General features: G+C 65.5%; 8 protein-coding genes. 2 read left to right on the top strand and 6 right to left on the bottom strand.

What is annotated here, in order from left to right; genetic code table 11:
* On the top strand, positions 1–913 hold a 913-nt coding region (locus IP83_RS17045), incomplete at its 5' end, for a DMT family transporter (RefSeq protein WP_369817036.1).
* On the opposite strand, the gene IP83_RS17040 is transcribed toward IP83_RS17045, so the two are convergent.
* Positions 910–2,466 (bottom strand): long-chain-fatty-acid--CoA ligase, encoded by a 1,557-nt coding sequence (locus IP83_RS17040; protein WP_054123432.1) that lies wholly within the window; start codon positions 2,464–2,466, stop codon positions 910–912. The two genes, IP83_RS17045 and IP83_RS17040, sit on opposite strands and share 4 nt — an antisense overlap.
* Before the next feature lie 129 nt (positions 2,467–2,595).
* Here IP83_RS17040 and IP83_RS17035 point away from each other — a divergent pair, with 129 nt between their 5' ends.
* Positions 2,596–2,730, top strand: a complete 135-nt coding sequence (locus tag IP83_RS17035; RefSeq protein ID WP_054123431.1) for an entericidin A/B family lipoprotein — start codon at positions 2,596–2,598, stop codon at positions 2,728–2,730.
* Here IP83_RS17035 and IP83_RS17030 read toward each other — a convergent pair.
* From IP83_RS17030 to IP83_RS17010, 5 genes are read right to left on the bottom strand one after another with little or no spacing between them, the layout of a single operon-like run.
* Positions 2,727–3,893, bottom strand: coding sequence for a deoxyguanosinetriphosphate triphosphohydrolase (locus tag IP83_RS17030; protein WP_054123430.1), 1,167 nt, complete (start codon positions 3,891–3,893; stop codon positions 2,727–2,729). The two genes, IP83_RS17035 and IP83_RS17030, sit on opposite strands and share 4 nt — an antisense overlap.
* A 57-nt stretch (positions 3,894–3,950) precedes the next feature.
* Complete coding sequence (locus IP83_RS17025; protein ID WP_054123429.1) at positions 3,951–4,283, bottom strand: hypothetical protein; 333 nt, start codon at positions 4,281–4,283, stop codon at positions 3,951–3,953.
* Complete coding sequence (locus tag IP83_RS17020) at positions 4,280–5,623, bottom strand: APC family permease (RefSeq protein WP_054123428.1); 1,344 nt, start codon at positions 5,621–5,623, stop codon at positions 4,280–4,282. The genes IP83_RS17025 and IP83_RS17020 overlap by 4 nt, the downstream gene beginning before the upstream one ends.
* Positions 5,624–5,664: 41 nt before the next feature.
* Positions 5,665–7,137, bottom strand: coding sequence for an NAD(P)(+) transhydrogenase (Re/Si-specific) subunit beta (locus IP83_RS17015; RefSeq protein WP_054123427.1), 1,473 nt, complete (start codon positions 7,135–7,137; stop codon positions 5,665–5,667).
* Complete coding sequence (locus IP83_RS17010) at positions 7,137–7,421, bottom strand: NAD(P) transhydrogenase subunit alpha (protein WP_054123426.1); 285 nt, start codon at positions 7,419–7,421, stop codon at positions 7,137–7,139. The genes IP83_RS17015 and IP83_RS17010 overlap by 1 nt, the downstream gene beginning before the upstream one ends.
* Positions 7,422–7,431 lie beyond the last annotated feature (10 nt).

Raw genomic sequence — 7,431 nt, 5'->3', positions numbered from 1 at the left:
GGCGGGAGGCATGCCGACCCGCCAACGACCGATCTACGCGCTGGGCTTGCGCCTCATGGCGATGCTGGCGCTGTCGGTCATGCTGCTGCTGGTGAAGCTCACCGGCGAGCACGGCATTGGCCTCCCCGAAACGCTGTTCTGGCGGCAGTTTCTGCCCGGTATCGCACTGCTGGGCTGGCTGGCCGCGCGCGGCGAGATCGGGCGCCTCTACACCAAGCGCCCCCTCATCCACGCCCGCCGCGCGCTCATCGGCGGGCTGGGCATGTTCCTGACGCTCGGCGTGGTGCAGATCCTGCCGCTAGCCGAAGCCACCGTCCTCGGCTTCACCGCACCGATCTTCGCCGTGCTGCTCGCGGTCGTGCTGCTCGGAGAGAAGGTCGGCTTGTGGCGCTGGACGGCGGTCGCGCTCGGTCTCATCGGCATCGTCATCATCGCGGGGCCGGACCGCGCGCATCTTCCGTTTAGCGGCCTTGCTACCGGCATCGGCGCCGCGTTCATGGTCGCGCTCATCTCGATCCAGCTGCGCGATCTTGGCCGCACCGAGGAGCCGGTGAGCATCGTGTTCTGGTTCTCCGCCTTCTGCGCCCCGCCGATGGCGCTGTTCATGCTGTGGACGGGCCTGCCGCACCACGATGCCGCTGGCTGGGCCATGCTGGGCGGCATTGGTGCGACGGGCCTTGCGGCGCAGCTCCTTATGACCGCCGCACTGCGCTACGGCAGCGTCTCCAGCGTGATCGTGATGGACTATTCGCAGTTCGGTTGGGCGACCCTCTGGGGCTGGCTCGTCTTCGCGCACGTGCCCCCGGCGCAGACATGGATCGGCGCCCCCGCCATCATCGCGGCGGGCCTGATTATCGCCTGGCGCGAACAGGTGCGCGGCAGCGCTGCTGGATCAAGGCCACCTGCAGCCTAGTTGACCTGCCGGTCCATGCCTTCCCAATAGGGCTCGCGCAGGTTCCGCCGCAGGATCTTGCCCGAAGGGTTGCGCGGCAGTGCCGGGATCACGTCGACCGACTTGGGCACCTTGAACCCGGCGATCCGCTCGCGCGCCCACGCGATCACGCTGGCCTCATCGACTTCGCAGCCCTCGCGCGGGACGACGCAGGCCTTCACCGCCTCACCCCAGCGCGCGTCCGGCACGCCGATCACCGCGACTTCGGCAACCTGCGGATGTCCGTAGATCGCGCTTTCGACTTCCGCCGGGTAGACGTTCTCGCCGCCCGAGATGATCATGTCCTTGATCCGGTCCTGGATGAAGACATAGCCGTCCTCGTCCATATAGGCGGCGTCGCCGGTGCAGACCCAGCCATCGCTGGTGAGCGTCTTGGCCGTCGCTTCGGGCAGCTGCCAGTAATGCAGCATGTTCGCCGCCGAGCGTGTCTGAATCTCGCCGACGGTGTGGCGGCGCACTTCGTTGCCTTCGCTGTCGACGATGCGGATCTCGACCCCCGGGGAAGCCTTCCCCGCCGAACGCATGCGCGCATTCCCTTCAAGGTCGTGGTCCGAAGGCGGCAGCACTGCGATGGTTCCGGTCGTCTCGGTCATCCCGTAGCATTGCATGAACGACGCGTTGGGGATCGTCGTCACCGCCTGCCGCAACAGTTCGAGCGGGATCGGCGCGGCGCCGTACATCACGTACTTGAGGCGGGTGAAATCGGTCTCGGTCGCCTTGGGATGCTGGATCAGCATCTGGAGGGCGGCAGGGACGATGAAGAAGCGGGTGATCCCCTGCCCGATCGCCGTCAGCGCGCCGTCCGCGGTGAACTCAGCCTGCACGATCGCCCGTACGCCCGCGCAAAAGGCCATCGTGCCGAGGCCGGTACCGCCGATATGTGCGCAAGGCATGCAGACGAGGATCGCCTCGTCATCGTCCCATTCCGCCCAGGGCAGCCCGGCATCGAGCGCCGGCGCGCGCAGCCCCATGAAATTGCGCTGGCAGAGCACCGCGCCCTTGGGCCTGCCGGTCGTGCCGGACGTATAGAGCTGCAGGAACGCCGCTTCCGGTTCTGCCGCCGTGACAGGATCAGCCGGACAGGTCGGAATGGCCGCCCGCGCCTCAGCTTCCTCGATCACCTGCGGACGCTGCGGCGCCTCGGCGGCAAGCTGGTGCGAGACGGCCTCGAACCCCTCGCCCGCGAACACCAGCTTCGCCCGCGTATCTTCAAGGATATAGGCCATTTCCGCCGGAGCCAGACGCCACCCGATCGGCACCATGACAACGCCGATCCGCCCGCACGAGAGCAGCATCTGGAAATAGAGGTCGCTGTTCTTGCCGATCCACGCGACCCGGTCGCCCTTCACAACCCCATGCGCGGCCAGAAAGGCGGCAAAACGGCGCGAAAACACCTCGATATCGGCATAAGTCGTGACGCGGCCATCCTGCTCCTGCGCGACAGCATCGGGCTTCACTTCCGCCCAGTGCCGGAAAAACGCATCGAATGTCTCGAAACCCGCCGTCTCGCGCATCAACCTGTCCTCACCCTTGTGCCGCGTCGGAACCTTGAGGGCCTGCGCACGTTATCCCGCATCATGCAGGAGACGTACGGACCCGGTCGGGACGCGCGGCTTAATCAGGTGATTAAAGGGACAACGACCATGGTACGCAAGGTGATTTTTTCCGTAGCGCTGGCTGGCCTGCTGCTTGGCACGGCCGCCTGCAACACGGTCAAGGGCGCGGGCCGGGACATTGAATCGGTCGGCAAGGCCGGTTCCGATGCAATCCACGACTAGACGTTGCTGAGCCCCTCGGGCCGTTCGCCGAACAGCTTTGCATAGCAGTCCATCGCGTACTTGTCGGTCATCCCGGCAAGGAAGTCCGCGATGTGGCGGCTGCGCGCGGGTTCCTCGGCAGGAAGGCCTTCCCGCCAGCTTTCGGGCAGATTTTCCGGCGCGGCGCGATAGGTTTCAAACAGCCGCGCGATCACCGCTCTTGCCCGGTTCGCGGTCTCTACCTGCTCGGGATGCAGGTAGAGCGTCCGATACATGAAGCTTTTGAGTTCGCGCTCTTCCGCTGCCATCGCTGCCGAGAAACCACAGAGCGGGCGGCCAGCGCCCCGCACCGCGTCAGCGCTCTGTGCACCGCTCTCGTTCAGCCGACGCTGCGTCTCACCGATGACGTCATTGACCATGCGCCCGATCTGCCCGCGCACCAGCTCGCGCAGCAGCCGATCACGCGGGGCGCCGGCGAAGCGGGCTTCGATGTCGCGCCACTGCGCTTCCAGTGACGGCAGCGACAGGAGCGTGTCGAGCGTCAGGAACCCGGCGCGCAGCCCATCGTCGATGTCGTGGTTGTCATAGGCGATATCGTCCGAGATTGCCGCGACTTGCGCTTCCAGCGAGGCGTGCTGCGCCAGTTCCAGCGGGAAGGCAGCGTTGAGCTCCGCCAAGGCCCAGGTCGGTTGGTAGACCGGGCCGTTATGCTTCGCGAGGCCTTCCAGAAGTTCCCACGTCAGGTTCAGGCCATCATGGCGCGGATAGGGGCTTTCGAGCCGCATCAGCACGCGCAAGGTGTTGGCGTTGTGATCGAAGCCGCCGCAGTCTGCCATGGCCTCTTCAAGCGCATCCTCCCCCGCATGGCCGAACGGCGGGTGGCCGATATCGTGCGCGAGGCAGAGCGCTTCGGTAAGGTCCTCGTCGAGCCCCAACGCGCGCGCGATCACGCGGCCGATCTGGGCAACCTCGAGGCTGTGGGTCAGCCGCACACGGTAGTGATCGCCGTCGGGCGCGATGAACACCTGCGTCTTGTGGCGCAGGCGGCGGAACGCGATGGAATGGATGATCCGGTCGCGGTCGCGCTGGAACATGCTGCGCGGGCCCCGCATCGTCTCTCCTGCGACGGCGAATTCACGCCCGCGCGAGCGTTCGGGATCGCAGGCCCAAGGTGCGCGGGTCATGGCAAACGGGCCTGCATGCGGGAATGGAACCTCAAGCCGGAACAGGATGAGCGCGCCCTAGCCGGGCTTGCGCTCCGGCGCCAGACCGCTGGCACAGAGGAGCGCCGAACCGACCGTGACTTCGATCAGTTCGCGATCTCCAACGCGGCGGACAGTCATCACGTAATCAGCTATCGAACGCTTGGGAGACTGGAGCGCCTGCAGCTTGCGCAACTGCCCCAGCGTGAGCCGGTCGGTCATCCGCTCGGCCATGCAGGCAGCGTTGGGTTCGGAAAGCCCGGCATCAAGCAGCGCCGAACGCACTCGCCCCTCGGCCAGCTTTGCCGGCGTGCAGGCGGTGACGAAGATGGCAAGGGCAGCAAGTGCAGCCGCACTGGCGCGGACAGTCATTCCAGATCGCTCCCGGTGAGGCGGACCGTGGCCCGGCCCGTCCGATGCGCCCACTCATGCCACAGAAATGCCGCGACAAACACCGAAACGAGCAAAGTCATCGAGACCCGCCCGGTATCCGCATCAGCCCAGCTTGCCGCGACAATCGAGACACTGAGCAGCAGCGCAATCACCGGGACCAGCGGGTGCAGGCGGATGTGGAAATGCCCGGTCAGGCTGCCCGCCTTGCGCCCCGCCAGCACGGCAAGGCCCAGCAGCAGGCATTCGGAAAAGTTGCCGCTGGTAAGCAGCACAAGCCGCCGTTCTCCAAGGAACGTGCAGAGCCCGCCGATCACCAGCAGCAGCAGGAGTGCCCCAGTCGGCGCGCGGGTGCGGGGATGCACGATGCGCAGCACGCGGTTGATCGGCGCCACGAACACCCCGTCGCGGCCCATCGCGTGGAGCTGCCGCGAAAGCGCCATCAGGATGGCGATGACGCTGTTGAAGATCGCCGCGATGATGCCCAGTGACACGAGCGAACTGACCAGCGGATTGGTAGCCCGGTCAAGGAAATGGGCCATCGGCGCCTCGGCGGACAGCGTCGCGGGCACATCGTCCATTGCGAGGATCATCAGGACGGTCGGCAAGGCAATGAACAGCGCCGCGACAAGGCCGGTCCACGCGACGACCGGACCCATGCGGCGCTTTGCATCGCGCATGTCTTCGGCGAAGAACGTCGCCCAGTCGGCTCCTGCGGACATGAACGCGCCAGCGACCACGGCCAGCGCCACGCTGGCAGGCGGTGTCGCGGCGAGACTGTCCCGCCCCGCCGTCATCACCGGGCTGAGCACGAGGCCGAGGTTCGCGGCCTTGAAATGCATGATCGCCGCGCCGGTGAGCACGGCCAGCGCAAGCAGTTCAACCACCAGAAACGCCGCGATCACCTGCGCTCCCCGGCGGATCTGCGACGAGGCGATCAGTGCCGCCAAGGCCAGCGTGCCAAGCGCCGCCGCGTCTGGCGGCAACCATGGCAGAAACAAGCGGATGTAAGGCACTGCTCCCACCGCACCGAATGCGATGAGCGGGAAGATGATCACCGTGCGCAGGATGACGAAAGGAAAGGTCCAGCGCGGCCCGAGGATCGCATTGAGCGCGGGATAGACGCCGCCCGCGCCAGGATAATTCGCCGAAAGCTCGGCGAACAGCAGAGCCATCGTGGCTGCGAGTATCCCTCCGCCGATAAAGCCGATCGCCGCACCGGTACCGGCCAGGTGCATGATGGCATTGCCGCCGATAAAGACCGAAAGGACGGGAGACAGCGCCGAGATCGTCAGCAGGAAAACTTCGCCGGGTGACAGCACCCGGACGAAGCTTCCCTTGTGTGCTGACGAAAGTTCCTCGCTCAGTGGGCAAGCGCCTTGTTGATATCCTCGACCATCTTCTTGGCGTCGGCGAGGAGCATCATGGTCTGGTCCATGTAGAACACGTCATTGTCGACGCCGGCGTAGCCGACACCGCCCATCGAGCGCTTGATGAACATGACCGTCTTGGCCTTGTCGACGTCGAACACGGGCATGCCGTAGATCGGCGAGGACTTGTCGGTCTTCGCCGCCGGATTGACCACGTCGTTGGCGCCGATGATGAAGGCGACGTCGGCCTGCGCGAACTCGCCGTTGATGTCCTCGAGCTCGAAGACTTCATCGTAGGGCACGTTCGCTTCGGCGAGCAGCACGTTCATGTGACCGGGCATGCGGCCCGCGACCGGGTGGATGGCGTACTTGACGTTGACGCCTTCCTTCTTGAGCAGGTCGCCCATCTCGCGCAACACGTGCTGGGCCTGCGCCACCGCCATGCCGTAGCCCGGGATGATGATGACGTTTTCGGCTTCCTTCATCAGGAACGCCGCGTCCTCCGCCGAGCCTCGCTTCCACGGGCGCTGCACCTTGGCGCCGCCGCCCGCTGCCGCTTCCGGCGCCGCGCCGAAGCCGCCCGCGATCACCGAGATGAAGCTGCGGTTCATCGCCTTGCACATGATGTATGAAAGGATCGCGCCCGACGAGCCCACCAGCGCACCGGTGATGATCATCGCGGTGTTATGGAGCGTGAAGCCCATCGCCGCCGCGGCCCAGCCCGAATACGAGTTGAGCATCGAGACGACCACCGGCATGTCCGCACCGCCGATCGGGATGATCAGCAGGAAGCCGATGGCAAAGCTGAGCGCCGTGATGACCGCGATCACCCAAGCCGACTGATCCTGCGTGAAGTAGCCGACAAGGCCGAGGATCGCGACAAGCGTGCCGAGGTTGATCGCGTGGCGCGCGGGCAGCATGATCGGCGCACCGCTCATGTTGCCGTTGAGCTTGAGGAACGCGATGACCGAGCCCGAGAAGGTAATCGCACCGATGGCAATGCCGAGACCCATCTCGATCCGGCTCTGCACTTCAATGATCCCGTCCGGGCCGGCAATGCCGAACGCGATCGGGTTGAGATAGGCAGCAAGACCGACGAGTACGGCGGCCATGCCGACGAGGCTGTGGAACGCCGCTACGAGTTGCGGCATGGCGGTCATCGCGATCCTGCGAGCCGTAATCCAGCCTATACCACCGCCGAGAGCGATTGCGGCAAAGATCAGCGCCAGCGCCTCGCCATCAATCGCAATCGGGGCCGACACGTTGGCTGGCATCCGCGCAGGATCAAGATGAGGATAGTGGGTGACCAGCGTGGTGACCATCGCAATGGTCATGCCGATCATGCCGTAGCGGTTACCCGCTCGCGACGTGGCAGGACTCGAAAGCCCGCGCAGCGCCATGATGAACAATACGCCCGCAACAAGATAGGCGAGCATGGCCCAAGGAGGTGTGGTGACGTGTTCCATCACTTCTTCTCCTTCTTCTTGTACATCGCCAGCATGCGTTCGGTGACGGCGAAACCGCCGAAGATGTTGACCGAGGCCAGCACCACGGCGCCGAGGCCGAGCCACTTGGATGTGGCCGAGCCGCCGGCGGCACCGGCAACAAGCGCGCCGACGACGATGACCGAGGAAATGGCGTTGGTGACGGCCATCAGCGGCGTGTGCAGCGCGGGGGTGACCGACCAGACGACGTAATAGCCCACGAAACAGGCCATCACGAACACGCTCAGGATTGAAATGAAGTCCATGGTGAAGGCC

Origin of the sequence: Novosphingobium sp. AAP93, assembly GCF_001296055.1 — a bacterium.
Classification (GTDB): Bacteria; Pseudomonadota; Alphaproteobacteria; order Sphingomonadales; family Sphingomonadaceae; genus Novosphingobium.
This window is presented reverse-complemented; position numbering and strand designations above follow the sequence as displayed.